14 protein-coding genes are annotated in these 14,611 nt (G+C 63.5%); 3 read left to right on the top strand and 11 right to left on the bottom strand.

The features are described from left to right. The first annotated feature begins 47 nt into the window (after positions 1 to 47). Both J2X24_RS00865 and J2X24_RS00870 read left to right on the top strand, forming a co-directional pair. Positions 48 to 284 carry a hypothetical protein gene (locus tag J2X24_RS00865; RefSeq protein WP_209715227.1) on the top strand — a complete coding sequence of 79 codons (237 nt, stop codon included), beginning with the start codon at positions 48 to 50 and terminating at the stop codon, positions 282 to 284. Then, positions 277 to 564, top strand: a complete 288-nt coding sequence (locus tag J2X24_RS00870; RefSeq protein WP_209715230.1) for a type II toxin-antitoxin system RelE/ParE family toxin — start codon at positions 277 to 279, stop codon at positions 562 to 564. The genes J2X24_RS00865 and J2X24_RS00870 overlap by 8 nt, the downstream gene beginning before the upstream one ends. Here the strand turns inward: J2X24_RS00870 and J2X24_RS00875 are convergent. The 4 genes from J2X24_RS00875 to J2X24_RS00890 form a co-directional block, all read right to left on the bottom strand. After that, entirely contained in the window at positions 561 to 1,685 is a 1,125-nt protein-coding gene (locus J2X24_RS00875) for an AI-2E family transporter (protein WP_209715233.1), read from the bottom strand. The two genes, J2X24_RS00870 and J2X24_RS00875, sit on opposite strands and share 4 nt — an antisense overlap. Positions 1,686 to 1,736: 51 nt before the next feature. After that, positions 1,737 to 2,804 carry an undecaprenyldiphospho-muramoylpentapeptide beta-N-acetylglucosaminyltransferase gene (gene murG / locus J2X24_RS00880; RefSeq protein ID WP_245344395.1) on the bottom strand — a complete coding sequence of 356 codons (1,068 nt, stop codon included), beginning with the start codon at positions 2,802 to 2,804 and terminating at the stop codon, positions 1,737 to 1,739. A gap of 288 nt (positions 2,805 to 3,092) precedes the next feature. Continuing rightward, entirely contained in the window at positions 3,093 to 4,253 is a 1,161-nt protein-coding gene (locus J2X24_RS00885) for an FtsW/RodA/SpoVE family cell cycle protein (protein WP_209715236.1), read from the bottom strand. A gap of 80 nt (positions 4,254 to 4,333) precedes the next feature. Further along, positions 4,334 to 4,735, bottom strand: a complete 402-nt coding sequence (locus J2X24_RS00890; RefSeq protein WP_245344344.1) for a response regulator — start codon at positions 4,733 to 4,735, stop codon at positions 4,334 to 4,336. Between the two features lie 194 nt (positions 4,736 to 4,929). Between J2X24_RS00890 and J2X24_RS00895 the strand changes: the two genes are divergently transcribed. Further along, positions 4,930 to 5,661, top strand: a complete 732-nt coding sequence (locus J2X24_RS00895; protein ID WP_209715241.1) for a Crp/Fnr family transcriptional regulator — start codon at positions 4,930 to 4,932, stop codon at positions 5,659 to 5,661. Here the strand turns inward: J2X24_RS00895 and murD are convergent, their stop codons facing one another. From murD to rsmH, 7 genes are all read right to left on the bottom strand, one after another. Continuing rightward, positions 5,662 to 7,101 (bottom strand): UDP-N-acetylmuramoyl-L-alanine--D-glutamate ligase, encoded by a 1,440-nt coding sequence (gene murD / locus J2X24_RS00900; protein WP_209715245.1) that lies wholly within the window; start codon positions 7,099 to 7,101, stop codon positions 5,662 to 5,664. A gap of 225 nt (positions 7,102 to 7,326) precedes the next feature. After that, entirely contained in the window at positions 7,327 to 8,439 is a 1,113-nt protein-coding gene (mraY, locus tag J2X24_RS00905; protein WP_209715248.1) for a phospho-N-acetylmuramoyl-pentapeptide-transferase, read from the bottom strand. A gap of 15 nt (positions 8,440 to 8,454) precedes the next feature. Then, a complete protein-coding gene (locus J2X24_RS00910) occupies positions 8,455 to 9,846 on the bottom strand; it encodes a UDP-N-acetylmuramoyl-tripeptide--D-alanyl-D-alanine ligase (protein ID WP_209715251.1) in 1,392 nt (463 codons plus the stop codon). Between the two features lie 118 nt (positions 9,847 to 9,964). After that, the gene (locus J2X24_RS00915; RefSeq protein WP_209715254.1) at positions 9,965 to 11,437 is read right to left on the bottom strand and encodes a UDP-N-acetylmuramoyl-L-alanyl-D-glutamate--2,6-diaminopimelate ligase; all 1,473 of its coding nucleotides are present in this window, start codon (positions 11,435 to 11,437) and stop codon (positions 9,965 to 9,967) included. Next, positions 11,437 to 13,182: a peptidoglycan D,D-transpeptidase FtsI family protein gene (locus J2X24_RS00920; protein ID WP_209715257.1), complete on the bottom strand. Its 1,746-nt coding sequence runs from the start codon at positions 13,180 to 13,182 to the stop codon at positions 11,437 to 11,439. Before J2X24_RS00920 ends, J2X24_RS00915 begins: the two co-directional genes overlap by 1 nt. Next, complete coding sequence (gene ftsL / locus J2X24_RS00925; RefSeq protein ID WP_209715260.1) at positions 13,179 to 13,640, bottom strand: cell division protein FtsL; 462 nt, start codon at positions 13,638 to 13,640, stop codon at positions 13,179 to 13,181. The genes J2X24_RS00920 and ftsL overlap by 4 nt, the downstream gene beginning before the upstream one ends. Further along, positions 13,637 to 14,611, bottom strand: coding sequence for a 16S rRNA (cytosine(1402)-N(4))-methyltransferase RsmH (rsmH, locus tag J2X24_RS00930; protein WP_209715262.1), 975 nt, complete (start codon positions 14,609 to 14,611; stop codon positions 13,637 to 13,639). Before rsmH ends, ftsL begins: the two co-directional genes overlap by 4 nt.

Here is a 14,611-nt window from a genome sequence, read left to right on the forward strand (position 1 = left end):
ACGTTTTTTTCTTTGCCCGTAAAGGATTGTGTGAGACTATCGACGTCATGGGAAAGATTTCGATTTCCATCGATGAACAGACGCAAATCTGGCTGGATCAACAAGCCGGGGCGGATGTCGATGCCTATGTCAACGAACTGATCCGCAGAGATCAGCAACGCAAGGCGGCCGAAACTGAGCTGTGCCAGATGCTCGATGAAGCCGAAACCAGCGGCTTTAGCGAGCGCAGCGCGAAGGATATCTGGGCGGCCGCTGAAGCCGAATATCTGGCACGTCGTGATTGAATATCGGCTTTCGCGACGCGCGGAAGCGGATCTGATCGGCATCGCCCATTATAGCAGCGAGACATTTGGCATTGAACGGGCACGCGTCTATCGCGATGGCCTGATTGACATGTTCGACAGGCTGGCCGCCAATCCAGAACTAGGCGCAGCCTTCCCATTGCGACCGGGTGTCCGCAAACACATCTATCAGTCGCACGCAATTTTCTACCGCGTCTCGGCCGATCGTGTCTCGATACTGCGTATTCTCCATCAAGGCATGGACGTCCTGCGCCATCTTTAAGCCGGCGGTTTTGGCGCAACGCCGGCTTCGCGCAGATCGAGATAGCGCTTGATCAGCGAGAACAGAATGACCGTGATCGGCATGGCGTAAAGCACGCCCATCGGCCCCAGAAGCCCGGCAAATCCGACGATGGCGAAAAGCGTCAGCACCATCGGAACTTCTGAAATCTGCCGCTGGACCATGGGGGTCAGCAGATTGCTCTCCAGTTGCGAGACGCCGACATAGAGGGCCAGTGTCCACAGGAAGGGCTCCGTGCCGCCGACCCCGGCCAGCAGCAGCCCCGGGCCGGCGGATAGGACGGGACCGACCACCGGCACGAACTGGGCCAGACCGGCCATCAGCCCCAGCGCCAGGGCCGACGGCACGCCGATAATCGCCAGGCCGACGCCGACCAGCACGCCGACCAGAACCATGGAGATAAACTGGGCGATGAACCATTTTTTCAGCGCCTCGCCGCTGGTGTTCATGCTCTCTAACAGCGCCGGCCGCTGGTTCTGCGGGAAGAGCGTGATCAAGCCGTCGCGATACTTGCCGGGATGCATGGCCAGCATGACACCGGCAATCGTGGCCACAAGGATATTGGCCAGGCTCGACAAAATGTTGCCCGCAATGCCCGGCAGCTTGGAAGCAAAACCGCCCGCCTGCTGGCCAAGCGCGTTGAACTGCGCCTGGATCTCATCGCCCATCGGCATGGCGTGGAGACGCGTCTGAAAGGCCGCCCACGCTGCCGGCAGTTCGCGCGTAAGTGTCTCGACCTGAATCGCGATCTGGACGCCGAACAGGTACATGGTCAGGCTGATCAGGGCCAGGACACCGACCAGGGCCAGGACCACCGCCAGCGTCTCGTTGAGCTTAAGATACCGGATCAACGGTCCGGATATGCCGCGCAGGATGACGGCGATAATAACGGCGCCAAAGATCAGCAGCCAGAGGCCGAACAGCTTCAGCGCCAGCCAGGCCAGGGCGACCGCCAGCATGACGAACAGGACGCGGTGCATGAAGCCGGTGGTCAGGCCCTGCGGCAGGGCCTCGACGCTCGCCGTCGCCACAGCCTTGGGCTCGGTCTTGGACACCGTTGTGCGCGACGTGCGTTTCGGCGTTGATTTTGGACTGGCGGCCATGACCCCTCCCTGCAGAATCGGGCGAATAATGCGGCCAAAGCTATAAAAACGCTATTCTTTTGCGGTCTTCCCGGTGACGGAAGAGACAGTGCGTTCGACAAGATCGGCCAATTGTCTGGCGGCGTCAGGGCGTGCCACCGACCTGGCGGCGGCGGCGCGCATGGGCAGAAGGCCCGCGGCTTCGATCAGCTCGCGAATTTCGGCCGACAGCCGTTCGGCCGTTACCTCCTCTTCCTTGATAACCACGGCCGCCTTGGCCTCGCGCAGCACCTCGGCATTGTAGGTCTGGTGGTCGTCGGCGGCGATCTTGAGCGGGATCAGCAGTGACGGCTTGCCGGCCACGGCCAGTTCACAGACGGTCGAGGCACCGGCGCGGCCGATGACCAGATGGGCGCGGCCCAGGCGATCGGCCATGTCATTGAAGAAGGGCGCGATCTCGGCGTCGATCTCGGCATCGGCATAGATTTTCTTGGCCAGCTCAACCTGTTCGGCGCGCGTCTGCTGCTCGACCTTCAGCTTGATGCGCAGCGACACGGGCAGGAGCGCCAGGGCCTGGGGAACCGTCTCGGACAGGATCTTGGCGCCCTGCGACCCGCCGGTGACGAGGAGGGTCAGGATCTTGTCGACCGGCGGAAACGGCTGGTCATAGAGCGCGCGGATATCGGGCCGGACCGGATTGCCCACGACCTGGACCTTGCCTTCCAGCTCGGTGGGCGCCAGGCGCAGCACGGGAAAGGCGCAGGCAACGGCATCGACCTTGGCCGCCAGCTTGCGATTGGAGCGACCGAGCACCGAGTTCTGTTCGTGGATCAGCGTCACGTCCTTGCGCATCAGCGCGGCTGTCAAAGCCGGAAAGGACGGATAACCGCCAAAGCCGATGACCGCCCACGGCTTCAGGCGCTTGAACGCCGCTCTGGCCTGCAGCACACCTTGGGCGATCTTGAAGCCCGCGCGGACCATGCCGATGGGGTCGCCAGTCTTGAAGGTCGCGGCCTCGAGCGACAGGCGCTCCTTCGCCGGGAATTTTTCGGCATAGGCGGCGCCGCGCGAATCGGAGGCCAGCACGACCTCCCAGCCGCGGTCGATCAGCTCGCGCGCCAGCGCTTCGGCCGGAAACATGTGCCCGCCCGTACCGCCGGCGGCGACGATGGCCAAAGGCTTGTCAGCGAAGGAAGAGGCTTTGCGGCGAGATTTGGCGGCCAAGGGAATACCTGCGAACAGATGAACTAAGGAAGAATCCCCCCTTCCGACCGCTTCGCGGCCACCTTCCCCGTAAACGGGGAAGGAAGGAACAAGATGAGCGGGCCGATTTCCTTCCCCGTTTACGGGGAAGGTGGCATTTGCGGAGCAAATGACGGAAGGGGGAAACTTATTGTCATCGTGCTCTAGCACAGTCTACAGGCATCATCACCAGTTTGTCGGATCGTCGTCCTGTTCGGTCACCTCGTCGCGGCGCTTGCGCGTCAGGGCCAGGATAAAGCCCATGGTCAGGCCCATGGCCAGCATGGACGAACCGCCGTAGGAGATGAACGGCAGGGTCATGCCCTTGGGCGGGATCAGACCCAGATTGACGCTGACATTGATGATCACCTGGGTGCCGACCATTATGTAAAGGCCCGAGGTAGCGATCTGGCGGAACGGGTCCTGCATCGCCATCGACTTGGCCAGGCCGCGCACGACCACAAAGGCAAAGATACCGATCAGGATCAGGGTCAGCCACAGGCCGTATTCCTCGGCGATGACCGAGTAGATAAAGTCGGTATGCAGGTCGGGAATGTGACGCTTCATCTCGCCTTCGTTCAGGCCCTGGCCAAAGAAGCCGCCATTGGCGATGGCCGCCTTGGCGCTGTTGACCTGGTACTTGTCGCCGCCCTCGGTGATGAAGCCCAGGATACGGTTGCGGAAGTGCGGCTGGATGAAGAACAGGGCGACGAGGCCCGAGGCGGCCGCGGCCAGCATCCCCATGATCCAGCGGAACGGCACACCTGAAATGAAGAAGCAGGCGCCAAACGCTACGGTGATCAGGATTGACTGGCCGACATCGGGCTGGATCAGCAAAAGCGCGATGGCCAGGCCATAGAGGCCAAAGGCAATGGTCACGCCCGGCACGCCCTTGCCCTTCTGGCCTTCCGAGAACATCCACGCGATCAGGATGACCAGGGCGGGTTTGAGGAATTCCGACGGCTGGAGCGCGAAAGGGCCAAGGTCTAGCCAGCGCTGGCCGCCCTTGGCCGAATGGCCGATAACGGGCAGCAGCGCCATGACGCCGATGGCCGCCGCATAGACGAACAGTCCGACGCGGCGCACACCGCGCAGGGACAGCATCGATACCGCCACCATAAGGCCCGAAGTCATCAGGGCGAACAGGAAGTGGCGCTTGGTGTAGTAGAAGGCGTCGTAATTGCTGGTATGCGGCGCGGCGACTGGGCTCGACGAAAACGAAAAGAAGAAGCCCAGCAGCAGCAGGATCAGGATCAGCGACAGGGTGACGCGATCCAGTGTCCACCACCACATGGCGGTAGGTGACCGGTCGGTGCGGGTGAACGGGTGGGCATAGGCGCTGGGCATGCGGCTCCGGTACTCGATAAATGTCGGAAGACCGCTAAAGGATTCACCAGAGCGTGGTTAATTTTGCCTTAACCGTCGCCCTATCGTTGCGCCCGTACGCCGGCGATGACGCCTTCCAGCGTCTCGTAGGGGACGGGCTTGACAAGGTAGTGGTGAAAGCCGGCTTCGTCGGCGCGGCGGCGATAGCTTTCGCCCTCCCAACCGGTCTGGGCAATAAAGACCGTATCGGCGAATTCCGGCAGGGCGCGCATGGCCTTGCACAGGTCGAAGCCGTCCATGCCCGGCAGGCCAATATCGAGCAAAGCGATGTCGGGCCGATAACCGCCTGCCGCCAATGCATCCTGGGGGCTGTGCGACAATTGGAATTCACAGTCCATCATCTCGACCATCCAGCCGGTGGTCTGCGCCGCGGCCGCATTGTCATCGACGATCAGTACGCGCAAGGTCGAGCCTTGCTGATCCGGGGTATCGTTCAACGCCAAACCACTATCCCTTTTTGGAAATCTCACGACAGAGCAGCAATTTACACCGCTGCGGCCGCGCCACATTGCCGCCTTACAAGGCAGCAGTCTAGATCACATGGAGACGAGAATCGACCCTTGTGTGTCTAAGTAACAGTTTTCACTCACCTTGTCTGTCCACTACTGCACATAAGCGGATAATTGAGCTGTACTAAATGACTGCCGCGACCAAGCAAGATCTTTCCCAGAACGCCCTCCTCTCCGTCCTGACCGACGATGATCGCCAGCGTCTCCTGCCGCACATGGCGGCCCTTGACCTGCCGGCCGAAGCCATCCTTTCGCATTCGGGCCAGGACGTGACCGACACCTTCTTTCCGTGCGCCGGTGCTATGGCCGCCTTTTGCATTCGCGGCGCCAATGGCCATTCCGTCGATGTCGCCTTTGTCGGCCGCGAAGGCGCGGTCGGCGGTATCGTGTCCCAGGGCCAAATCCCAGCCTATGCCACCGCCGTGGTGCGTATGCCGGGGACGTTTCTGAGGATCAAGACGTCGGCGCTGGAACAGGCGAAGCTTGAATCTATCCACCTTCGCCACTGGTTCTCGCGCTATTCGGACTGCCTGCTGGCCCAGGTGTTCCAGACCGCCGCGTGCAACGCCACACATACGATCCGGCAACGCATCGCCAAGCTGATCCTGGCGGGGCTGGAACGGACCGGCAATATGGACATTCCGATGACGCAGGAACAACTGGCCGACATGCTGGGCGTGGGCCGGACCTTCGTAAGCCGGATCCTGGGCACCATGCGCAAGCAGGGCATCGTCGAATCGCGGCGGGGGACCCTGGTCATCCGGAACCTGCACGAACTGCGCGGTGAGTCGTGCCACTGCACCCAGGCGATCGAGGACCATTTCGACGCCGTGCTGCACGGGATTTATCCCAGACCATAGCTAGGTTTTTGTGACTGCCGGAACCTCAGCGCCCGACACGGCAGCCGATTTCGATATCTCATCGACGGCGTCGCGGAAGGCATCGCCGCGCGCTTCGAAGTCCGCGAACTGGTCAAAGCTGGCGCAGGCCGGCGAGAACAGGACGACCTCTTCCTTGCCGGTCTTTTCCGCCGCCGCGTAGGCCTGGGCAACCGCCGTGAACAGGTGGCGCGATTGCGTGCACGGCGCGGTCTTGCCGATTGTCTTTTCGAACAGCTCCGCCGCCTCGCCGATCAGGTAGGCGTGCTTGACGCGCGGGAACAGGTCGCGCAGATCCTCGATGCCGCCGGCCTTGGCCTTGCCGCCGGCGATCCAGAAGAAGCTTTCGTAGCTCGACATCGCCTGGCGCGCGGCGTCCGAATTGGTTGCCTTGGAATCGTTGATGAAGCGCACCTTGCCGATGCGGCCGATTTCCTGCATGCGGTGCGCCAGACCGGGGAAGGAGCGCATGCCGGCGACAATCGCCTCGCTGCTCAGGCCCAGCGCCTTGCAGGCCGCATAGGCGGCGGCGGCGTTCTGCCAGTTGTGGCGTCCGGTAAGCGTCCGCACGGTCTTCAGGTCGATAATCTGGCGCGCCCGGCCCTCGGAGCTGTCGAACAGCACGCCGTTGATGGCATAGACGCCCTCGCCGACATTGCGCTTGGACGAGATGGGCACCAGTTTCACCGGATGGCCGGCGCGCATCTCGGAAATCAGGCGGGTGCTGTAATCGTCGTCGCTGCCGATGACCGCGACCTGCGCCTCCGTCTGGTTCATGAAGAGACGCTTCTTGGCGGCGATGTAGCCGTCCATGCCGCCGTGCCGGTCGAGATGGTCGGGCGAAAAATTCATCAGCACCGCCACGTCCGGCCGGAAGGTCAGGGTCAGATCGAGTTGATAGGACGAAGTCTCGATGACGTAGATCGAGCCCGAATGCATCGACGACGGCAGGTCGAGGATGCCGATGCCGATATTGCCGCCGACGTGGACGTCCTTGTCGGCGGCTTTCAGGATATGGCCGATCAGCGCCGTCGTCGTCGACTTGCCATTGGTGCCGGTGATCGCCACTGTCTTCGGGCGCTTACGGTCCGGCAGGGCGGCGATCGTGCGGGCGAACAGCTCGATATCACCCAGGATCGGCACACTGGCGTCCTTGGCCATCTGGACCGTCCAGTGCGGCTCAGGGTGCGTCAGCGGCACGCCCGGCGAAAGCATTAGGGCATCGATTTCCGACCAGTCAGTGTTCTTCAGGTTCTCAACCGTGAAGCGCTCCTTGGTCGCGGCCATGACCGAGGCGGGCTTGTCGTCCCACAGCAGGGGCTCGGCGCCGCCGGCCTTGAGCGCGCGGGCTGCCGACAGGCCGGAGCGGCCCAGGCCGAAAATGGCGACGCGCTTGCCTTCAAAACCTTTTACGGGGATCATGATAAGAAGGCTCCTTGGGCATCATAGTCAATTCCTTCCCCGTTTTGGCTGCCGCCGAGGCCGGGGAAGGTGGATTTTGAGCGCGCCAAGCGCTCAAAAGACGGAAGGGGGAACTCACAAGCAGTTCCGCATAAACCTCTGCCTGCGATCCCCCTCCCACCGCTTCGCGGTCCCCCTCCCCGTAAACGGGGAGGGAAATTGGAAAAGGGCACCGCCAGCAGCAAACTACCTCAGCTTCAGCGTGGCCAGGCCGACCATGGCCAGCAGCGCCGCGACAATCCAGAATCGGATGACGACGGTCGATTCCGGCCAGCCGAGCTTTTCGAAATGGTGGTGGATCGGCGCCATCAGGAAGATACGCTTCTTGGTCAGCTTGAAGTAACCGACCTGGATCATGACCGACATGGCCTCGACCACGAACAGGCCGCCGATGATCGCCAGGACGATTTCGTGCTTGGTCGCGACCGCCACGGCGCCGAGGCCGCCGCCGAGCGCCAGCGAACCGGTATCGCCCATGAATATCTTGGCCGGCGGGGCGTTGTACCACAGAAAGCCCATGCCTCCGCCGATAATGGCGGCGCAGATGACCGCGACTTCACCGGCGCCCGGCACGAAGTGGACGATCAGATATTCGGCGAATTTGAAATTGCCGACGACATAAGCGATGAAGCCGAACGCACCCGCGGCGATCATGACCGGCACGATGGCCAGGCCGTCCAGGCCGTCGGTCAGGTTGACGGCGTTCGATGCGCCGACGATGACGACGGCGCCGAACACCACGAAGAACAGGCCCAGGTCAAAAACGGCATTCTTGAAGATCGGGAAAACCAGCGAGGTCGCCAGCTTCGGCGTGTCCGCCGGCTGCGGCGTATAATAGATCAGGACCAGCACGGCCACGACGGCGATGGCGATCTGTGCGATCAGCTTCTGGATCGAGGTCAGGCCGGCCGAGGTCTGCTTCGTCACCTTGGCGTAGTCGTCGATATAGCCCAGTACGCCATAGGCCATGGTGACGCCGAACACGACCCAGGCCGAAGCCGAACGCGGGTCGATCCACAACAGGGTCGCCACGGCGATCCCGGCCAGGATCATCAGGCCGCCCATGGTCGGCGTGCCCTTCTTGGTCAGCAGATGACTTTGCGGTCCATCCTCGCGGATTGGCTGGCCCTTGCCTTGGCGGGCGCGCATCCAGTTGATGAAGCGCGACCCCATGGCGACGGCGACGATCATGGCGGTGATGAGCGCCAGGAAGACACGCACAGTCTGATAGCGCATCAGGTTGATCAGCGGCCAATGCTGGTTCAGGTTGTTGAGGTGCTCGTACAGCAGGTAGAACATGTGAAGTATGCGTCCTTACGCAGAGAGCAACGTTTTGGCGATGAGGCCGGCCTTTGAACCGTTCGAGCCCTTTACCATGACTAGGTCCCCGCTGCGCAAGTCCGCAGTGAGGCCATCGGTCAAATCGGCGGCACTGGCGGCGTACCGCCCGCGCAGGCGCTCCGGCAGCACGTCCCACAGGTTCTTCATCAACGGGCCAGCGAGGTAGACGCGGTCGATATCAAGCGCTTCCAGCGTCGCGCTAAGCCCTGCGTGCAGATCCGCCTCGTCGGGCCCAAGCTCCAGCATATCGGTCATGACCACGATCTTGCGGCCATCACCCTTGTTCGTCTCTGCCAGCGACTTCAAGGTCGCGACCATCGACACCGGATTGGCGTTATAGCTCTCATCGATTATGGTGATGGTGCCGCCACCAAATGCCTTTTCCGTTACCTTGCCGCGCCCTTCGAGCGTGGGCGCGTCTTCCAGAGACGCGATCGAGGTGTCGAGGTCGACACCGAGGGCTTCGAGCATCAGCAGGACCGACAGGGCGTTAACCGCCTGATGCTTGCCGGTGTGCGACAGGGAAAACGCGATATCGCGGCCGTGGAAGCGCGCTTCCACGCGGGCGCGCTCGCCGGCAATGATGTGGGACACCAGTTGCGCGTCATTGCCGCCGCCTTCGCCGAAGGCAGAGACCAGCGCCCCTGCCCCGCGCGCTTCACTGCTCAGGAAATCGAACCAGCGATTGTCGGCATTGAGGATGGCCAGGCCGCCCGGCAGCAAACCGTCGAAGATTTCCGCCTTGGCGCGGGCCACGCCCTGTTCGCCGTCCGGGAAGTTTTCGGTGTGGACGGCACCGACCGTGGTGATGATGACGGCGTGCGGCGCGACGAATTCCGACAGCGGCGTGATCTCGTCGGCGTGGTTCATGCCAATCTCGAAGACGGCGCGTTCCGTGTCGCGCGGCATGCGCGCCAGGGTCAGCGGCACGCCAATATGGTTGTTGAAGCTTTTGATCGCCGAATGCGCCTTACCAGCCCGGCGCAGCCCCTGCATGACCATCTGCGTCACCGAGGTCTTGCCGACCGAGCCGGTGACGGCCCCGCGTTTGGCGGTTGCCGCGCGATTGCGAGCAAAGACGCCCAGGTCTTCGAGCGCGCGTTGGACGTCCGGCACCAACAGGCATGGCCCACCTTCGACAGGACGGCGGGTGATGGCAACGACAGCGCCGGACACAAAAGCCTGCGGCACGAAGTCGTGACCGTCGCGCACGCCCTGCAGCGCCAGGAAGATGTCGCCGGGCGTCAGGCCCCGGCTATCGAAATTGATGCCGCCGGCCTCGGTCGGCCCGCCGTTCCCGGCGCCGACGAAGGTCCCGCCGGTCGCTTCGGCAAGCTCGGTAAATGTCCATAAAGCTGAAGTCATCGTGTACTCGTTCCCGGCACAAGCAAACTGGAGGCGCTTCCTTACCCCTCTCCTGCTTGCGGGGTGAGGGTGCGCGGGGCGGCGAGCTGAGAACCAAGTCAACCCCGGATATCTGGCATTAGCCGTTCAGCGCCTGCTTCACAACACTGACGTCATCGAACGGCAGGACCTTGCCGCCAATGATCTGGCCCTGCTCGTGGCCCTTGCCGGCGACGACCAGGACATCGCCGGCCTTGAGGCTGGCCACGGCTTCGAAAATGGCCTCCTTGCGGTCGCCGATCTCGACGGCCGACTTGCCCATGCCCTTCATGACCTCGGCGCGGATGGCGGCTGGGTCTTCCGAGCGCGGATTGTCGTCGGTGACGATGGCGCGGTCGGCCAGGCGAGCGGCGATGCCGCCCATCAAGGGCCGCTTGGTGCGGTCCCGGTCTCCGCCGCAACCGAAGACGCAGACCAGCTTGCCATGCGTATGCGGACGCAGGGCGTTCAGTACGGTCTCAAGCCCATCGGGCGTGTGGGCGTAATCGACATAGACCTCGGCGCCGTTCGACTTGGAACCGACGCGTTCCAGGCGGCCGCGCGCACCTTGCAGCTTCGACAGGGCATGGATAACACCTTCGGCGTCCTGGCCGGCGGCGATGGCAAGCCCGGCGGCAACCAGGGCGTTCGACGCTTGGAAGAGACCCGCCAGGGGCAGCTTTGTCTCGTAGGCCCGGCCCCTGTGCTCGAGATAGAGTATCTGGCCGTCGACGGTCAGGTCGCGGCCGGTCATGCACAGCGACTGGCCGCGTTCACCGACGCTCATGACGCTCAGGCCCGACATGATCGAGGTGGCGGCAAAGGCGTTATAGCTGTCGGAATCGGCGTTCAGCACCGCCGTGCGGCCGCGTGGCAGCAGGCTTTCGAACAGGCGCAGCTTGGCCGTGCGATAGGCGGCCATGGTGGCGTGGTAGTCGAGATGATCCTGGGTCAGGTTGGTGAACCCCGCCGCCGTCAGCGACACGCCGTCGAGCCGGCGCTGGTCGATACCGTGCGAAGACGCTTCCAACGCCAGGAAGGTCACGCCGTCGCGCGCCAGATCGGCCAGGTGCTTCGCAAGGTCAGCCGCATCCGGCGTCGTCAGGCCCGGGCCGGTGATCGCTTCCTCCGTGCCGTCCGGCATGGATTTGACGACCCCCAGGGTCCCCATGCTGGCCGAGGCATGGCCGAGGGTCGCGAATATCTGACGGCAGAAGGTGGCGACGCTGGTCTTGCCGTTGGTGCCGGTAATCGCGACGCAGGTCCTGGGCTGCGAGCCATAGAAGTTCTTGGCGGCCAGGGCGTAGGCGCGGCGCACGTCGGACACCTTGACCAGAGCCGTATTACCCACTTCGATGGCGTTGGTGTCGTCGGGCGCCAGCACGGCGGCGGCGCCCTTGGCGAGCGCCTGAGGGATGAAGTCGCGGCCATCAATGGCCGTGCCCGGCAGGGCGCAGAACAGGGTGCCGGCATCCACTTTCCGGCTATCGGCGGTCACGCCGGTGACGATCGGATCGTTGTCGAGATCGCGCCGCAGGATATCGGAAAGGCGCAGGCCATGTACACTAGCCATCAGTGTTCTTCCTCAACAGCCTGGATTGGCGCCTTGTCCCATTGCGGCGTGGCGAACTTGTCCTCCCTGCGCGCCACACCGACGAACGGTGCGATGCGATCGATGACGCGGCCGGCAACCGGCGCGGCAACCAGACCGCCCATCCGTGAACCGCTGCTTTCGGGCGCACCCTGCGGCGAGTCGTAGATGGTGAGAACCAGGTAACGGTCGTCGTCCACAGCTCCGTCGGTCGGAAAGACGGCGGCGAACGAGGCGATGTTGTCAGAGGTATAGCCGCCGCGGCCGGGCTTTTGCGCCGTGCCGGTCTTGCCGCCGACGCGCAGGCCCGGTGCATTGGCGCGCGCCCCCGACCCCTTGGTGACATTGGCGCGCATAAGATCCAGCATGGTCCGCGACGTCGCCGCCGAAAAGACGCGCTCACCGGTGAGGGGTGTATGGCCGTCATACTTCTTGATCGTCAGCGGTCGGTGATAGCCGCCGTTGAGCAGTGGCATGATGGCCTCGGCGAAGCTGAGCGGCGTTATGGCGATGCCCTGACCGAAGGCCGTCTGGACAAGCGACAGGTCGGTCCAGGTCTTGGGGTAGAGCGGCGAGGCCGGCTCGGTCAGTTCGATCTCGGCCGAACGGAACAGGCCGATGGCTTCGTAATAGCGGGTAAAGTCGTCCTTCCCGGCATTGAGCGCGATAAGGCCGGTGCCGATGTTGGACGATTTGATGAAGACGTCCTCCAGGCCCATGTAAGCATTGGTGGCATGCAGGTCATGAATCTTGCGGCCGCCGACCACCAAGGGCTGGCGCGCGTCATAGACCGAGTTCATCGACGCCGTGCCGGTATCCAGGCCGATGCCGACCGAGATCGCCTTGAAGATCGAGCCCAGTTCATAGCGGTCGACCGCCGCGTGGTTGCGCTTATGGGCCTCGGGATAGTCGCCCGGGCGATTGAGATCGAATTCCGGCCACGACGCCATGCCCAGCACTTCGCCGGTACGGACGTTGATGACCAGCCCGACGGCGCCCACGGCCTTCTGGGCCACGGCCATGGCGCGCAATTCGTTTTCGAGCGCGCCCTGGACGCGCAGGTCCATGGCCAGCGGGACGGCCTGGCCATTGGCCGAGGCGACGATCTGCTCTTCCAGGGACTTTTCGGCGCCGGACATGCCTTCGCCGGCGCGTTTCGTCATGCCGATATAAAAGGCGCCTGTTGTCCCCAGCGGATAACGGCGGACGCGCTGGGCCTCGAACGACACGCCCGGCAGGCCGTATTCCAGCAGCTTTGCCCGGTCCATGGCGTCGAGATTGCCGGTCAGGAGCGCCCGGCCTTCGCGGCGGAATGCCTTGTCGAGAGTTTCACGTGGCAGGCTGGGGAAGAGCTGTGCCAGCGCCCGGCGGACATAGACGCGGTCTTCCGCCGTCATGTCGGTCGGGTCAACGAACAGGTCGAAATTGTCGACGTCGGTCGCCAGCAGGGCGCCATTGCGGTCCACCAGCTGGCCGCGCGCGTGCGCCTGGCCCGTCAGGGCGGCGATCTGCCCCGCGCCGTGGAACAGCGAAGCGCGTGCCGCGAACAGCATCAGCAGACAGTAGACCGTACCCAGGCAGCACAGGATGATGAAGATGCGCATGCGCGTCGAGCGCGCCTTCTCACCGGTCGCATTGGCGCGTTCAAACGCGTGTTCGACCTTCCAGACGCGGTCGGCGACCCATTGAAATCCCGACTGGGTCGAATCGAAAAGCCCCACCTTCATCGTGCGCCCTCCGCCTTGGGCAGCGACACCGGCACGGGTTGCGCGGCCTTGCTTTCGGCCTTGGAGATCAGGTCGTCGGTCGACGAAGCGGAAGCAGGCGTCTCAGGCGACGCCGCCGCCGCGACAGGACGCGAAGTGGCGCGGGAGATATCGCCGAGCGCTTCCAGCTGGGTTTCGTGCGACGATGCCACCGGCTTCATGCCGAGATAGGTCGTGGCCAGGGCTTCGAGGCGCGCCGGCCGTTCCAGTTCGGCGACCTTGACACGCAGGTCCTGCACCGTCTTGGATTCCTCGGCGATCTGGGCATCCAGTTTCGCCAGGCGCTTGATGTCCTCCCCTTCCCTCGCCTTCGACAGACAGACCCAGAAGATCATGCCCAGCGCCAGCACCAGGCCGATGATCTCGATCAGGCGCACGCCCCTGATCCGTTGTTCGAAAAGAGAGAGGAAAGCCTTCATGAGCGGTTTTTCCTTGTTTGGGTACGCGATACTAAAGAGGCGGAGGTGCGCTGTACTGCGCGCAGCTTGGCAGAACGGGCGCGCGGATTGACGGCCAGTTCGGCTTCGGACGGGGCAATGGCCTTCGGCGTGACCAGGCTGAAAACAGGCGTTGAAACGGTCAGTTGCTGCGGGGCATAGCGCGACCCGCCGGGCAGCTTGCCCGAACGCTCATTGAAAAAGTTTTTGACGATGCGGTCTTCCAGAGAGTGGAAGGTGACGACCGCAAGGACACCATCGGGCTTGAGCAGGGTTTCGGCGACGTCGAGCGCGCGTTCCAGTTCCCCCAGTTCGTCATTTACCGCGATGCGCAGCGCCTGGAAGGTCTTTGTCGCCGGATGCACGGGCGCGCCGCGCCGGCCGCCCAGAGCCTTTTCAACGACTTCCGCCAGATCCAACGTACGTTCGAACGGGCGCTCGGCACGGCGGCGGGTGATGGCCGCGGCAATGGCGCGCGACTTATGCTCTTCGCCGTACAGCCAGATGATGTGGGCGATGTCGTCCTTGTCATCCTCATTGACGATGTCGGCGGCGCTGCGGCCTTCCGCGCTCATGCGCATGTCGAGCGGCCCGTCGCGCAGGAAGGAAAAACCGCGCTCGGCCTCGTCGAGTTGCATCGACGACACGCCGATGTCGAGCACAATGGCGTCGCAGGTCGAATGACCCAGTTCGGCCAGGCCTTCCTTCATCTCGGAGAAGCAGCGGTTCACCCACTGGAAGCGGTCGGGGTACTCGCTTTTCAGCGCGTCGACATAGGGCTTGACGCGGATATCGCGGTCGAAGGCCACGACATGGGCGCCGCTCTTCAGGAATGCGCGCGAATAACCACCGGCGCCGAACGTGCCATCGACCACCAGACGGCCTTCAAGGTTACCAAGCGTGGTTAGCACCTCGGGCAGCAGGACGGACAGGTGGGCGGGCGCGGTCGTCAT

It is taken from the genome of Asticcacaulis solisilvae (assembly GCF_017875235.1).
Taxonomy (GTDB): domain Bacteria; phylum Pseudomonadota; class Alphaproteobacteria; order Caulobacterales; family Caulobacteraceae; genus Asticcacaulis; species Asticcacaulis solisilvae_A.

Bases quoted from the DNA above. Each gene is read 5' to 3' on its own strand.
- J2X24_RS00865 (WP_209715227.1), top strand. From the start codon at position 48: ATGGGAAAGATTTCGATTTCCATCGATGAACAGACGCAAATCTGGCTG.
- J2X24_RS00875 (WP_209715233.1), bottom strand. From the start codon at position 1,685: ATGGCCGCCAGTCCAAAATCAACGCCGAAACGCACGTCGCGCACAACG.
- murG (WP_245344395.1), bottom strand. From the start codon at position 2,804: ATGTTTCCGGCCGAAGCGCTGGCGCGCGAGCTGATCGACCGCGGCTGG.
- J2X24_RS00885 (WP_209715236.1), bottom strand. From the start codon at position 4,253: ATGCCCAGCGCCTATGCCCACCCGTTCACCCGCACCGACCGGTCACCT.
- J2X24_RS00895 (WP_209715241.1), top strand. From the start codon at position 4,930: ATGACTGCCGCGACCAAGCAAGATCTTTCCCAGAACGCCCTCCTCTCC.
- murD (WP_209715245.1), bottom strand. From the start codon at position 7,101: ATGATCCCCGTAAAAGGTTTTGAAGGCAAGCGCGTCGCCATTTTCGGC.
- mraY (WP_209715248.1), bottom strand. From the start codon at position 8,439: ATGTTCTACCTGCTGTACGAGCACCTCAACAACCTGAACCAGCATTGG.
- J2X24_RS00910 (WP_209715251.1), bottom strand. From the start codon at position 9,846: ATGACTTCAGCTTTATGGACATTTACCGAGCTTGCCGAAGCGACCGGC.
- J2X24_RS00915 (WP_209715254.1), bottom strand. From the start codon at position 11,437: ATGGCTAGTGTACATGGCCTGCGCCTTTCCGATATCCTGCGGCGCGAT.
- J2X24_RS00920 (WP_209715257.1), bottom strand. From the start codon at position 13,182: ATGAAGGTGGGGCTTTTCGATTCGACCCAGTCGGGATTTCAATGGGTC.
- ftsL (WP_209715260.1), bottom strand. From the start codon at position 13,640: ATGAAGGCTTTCCTCTCTCTTTTCGAACAACGGATCAGGGGCGTGCGC.
- rsmH (WP_209715262.1), bottom strand. From the start codon at position 14,611: ATGACGACCGCGCCCGCCCACCTGTCCGTCCTGCTGCCCGAGGTGCTA.